The 1,703-nt window shown below is 53.1% G+C and carries 2 protein-coding genes; both read left to right on the top strand.

Annotation, left to right across the window (positions count from 1 at the left end):
• The coding region (locus tag AC1DVH_RS30695) for a DUF2817 domain-containing protein (protein ID WP_477756956.1) at nucleotides 1–358 on the top strand (358 nt) is incomplete at its 5' end.
• Nucleotides 359–622: 264 nt separating this feature from the next.
• Nucleotides 623–1,696 (top strand): aromatic ring-hydroxylating dioxygenase subunit alpha, encoded by a 1,074-nt coding sequence (locus AC1DVH_RS30690; protein WP_223531546.1) that lies wholly within the window; start codon nucleotides 623–625, stop codon nucleotides 1,694–1,696.
• The last annotated feature ends 7 nt before the right edge of the window (nucleotides 1,697–1,703 follow it).

Below are 1,703 nucleotides of genomic sequence, written 5' to 3'. Positions count from 1 at the left end.
GTATACCCTGATCACCGGACCTGGCAGCCAGAGTGATACGGGCGTAGCCGCAACAGCGACTGGCTACACATCACAAGCCATCATTGACGCGCTACCGCACATACACTTAATGCCATTCGTCATTGAATGCGGCACTTATCCGGGAGAACAGATCCATACTTTTTTGCGCAACGACCATTGGTTGCACCTGCACGGGGATTTCACAGATCCAGTTGCCGGGCAAATCAAACTGGAGCTAATCGAACAGTTCTACCCAGCCGATCTTGATTGGCAAGCCGTCGTTTGGGAGCGCACTCGGCAAATTTGGGAGCGTGCTTTGGTGGCATTGCCACTCATTCAATCGCCAGCCAATCAGTAAATCCCTGGCCCACCACAACGGCTGAAAACCATTGATATACCCCACATTCAAGACTGCCTTGCGCGGTCTTGAATGCGTTGCCCGAGACGGGCTCAAGTCCAGGCTTCTCGCACTCATCCAACCCAATGACCTGTTAGTAAATCTAAATAAACAAACAGATTTAAACATCTATTCTCACTCAATCAGATCCTCGTAACCTGTCCTCCTTGTTAGCCATCGTTCGCCAGCACAAGGCGAACAACCAAATAATAAGGAGAAATCCCCATGTTTTTGCGAAACGCATGGTATGTAGCCGCCAGTGAAGCTGAGCTGGGTGATGATCTGTACCCCATAACTCTTCTCAGTGAGTCTGTGGTGCTTTACCGAAAGAGTGACGGCACCCCGGTAGCCCTCGAAGATGCCTGCCCTCACCGTAAGCTGCCACTGTCAATGGGCCGTCGCAAAGGTGATGACATTGAATGTGGTTACCACGGTTTGACCTTCGACTGCTCGGGTAGCTGCGTCCGTGCGCCCGGTAGTCAACGCATTCCCCAAGGCGCCAAGGTTCGCAGCTACCCCCTCGCGGTGCGCTACGGTTTGATCTGGATCTGGATGGGTGATATCGAACTGGCAGACGAAACGAAAATTTGTCACGTGCCTGAATGGGGTGACCCCGCGTGGGGTCTCAATCGCGGCGACAGTATGGTTATCCCGTGCAACTACCTGTACATGACCGACAACCTGCTGGACCCCGCACATGTCGCCTGGGTGCATCAATCTTCCTTTGGTAACGCAGCCTGCGCAGAGGAACCGTTGCAAACCACGGTAACCGATGACGGTGTGATTGTTTCGCGCTGGATGCGCGATGTCGAGGTGGCACCGTTCTATGCCAAGTTCGTCAAGTTCAGTGGTCATTGTGATCGTAAGCAGCACTACGAAGTGCATTACCCGTCCCAGGCCATTATCAAGGCCCTGTTCACGCCCGCTGGAACGGGTAGTGATGAAGGTGAACTGCACGAACATGTGTTCCTGATGAACTCCTACAACTTCATGACCCCCATCGACGAATCGAACACACGTTATTACTGGTTCCAGGTCCGTAACTTCGATACCGAAAATGAAGAAGTGTCACGCCAGTTCGACGAAGACGTGCGACACGCCTTTGCCGAAGATCGGTTAGTGCTGAGTGCCGTACATAAGGGGATGGCCAACAAGCGCACGCCCAACATCGATCTGGCTTCCGACTCGGGACCACTACGTTTTCGCCGTAACCTCGATAAATTGATTGCCCAGGAACAGCCTGGCAGATTGATTCCGCTGACCCAACGACACACTGCGGAACAAAAGACGGAGGCATGAGATGGGC

Source organism: Pseudomonas sp. P4_C3 (assembly GCF_056402075.1).
The sequence above is the reverse complement of the archived record's forward strand: the minus strand, read 5'-3'. Positions and strand labels throughout refer to the sequence as shown.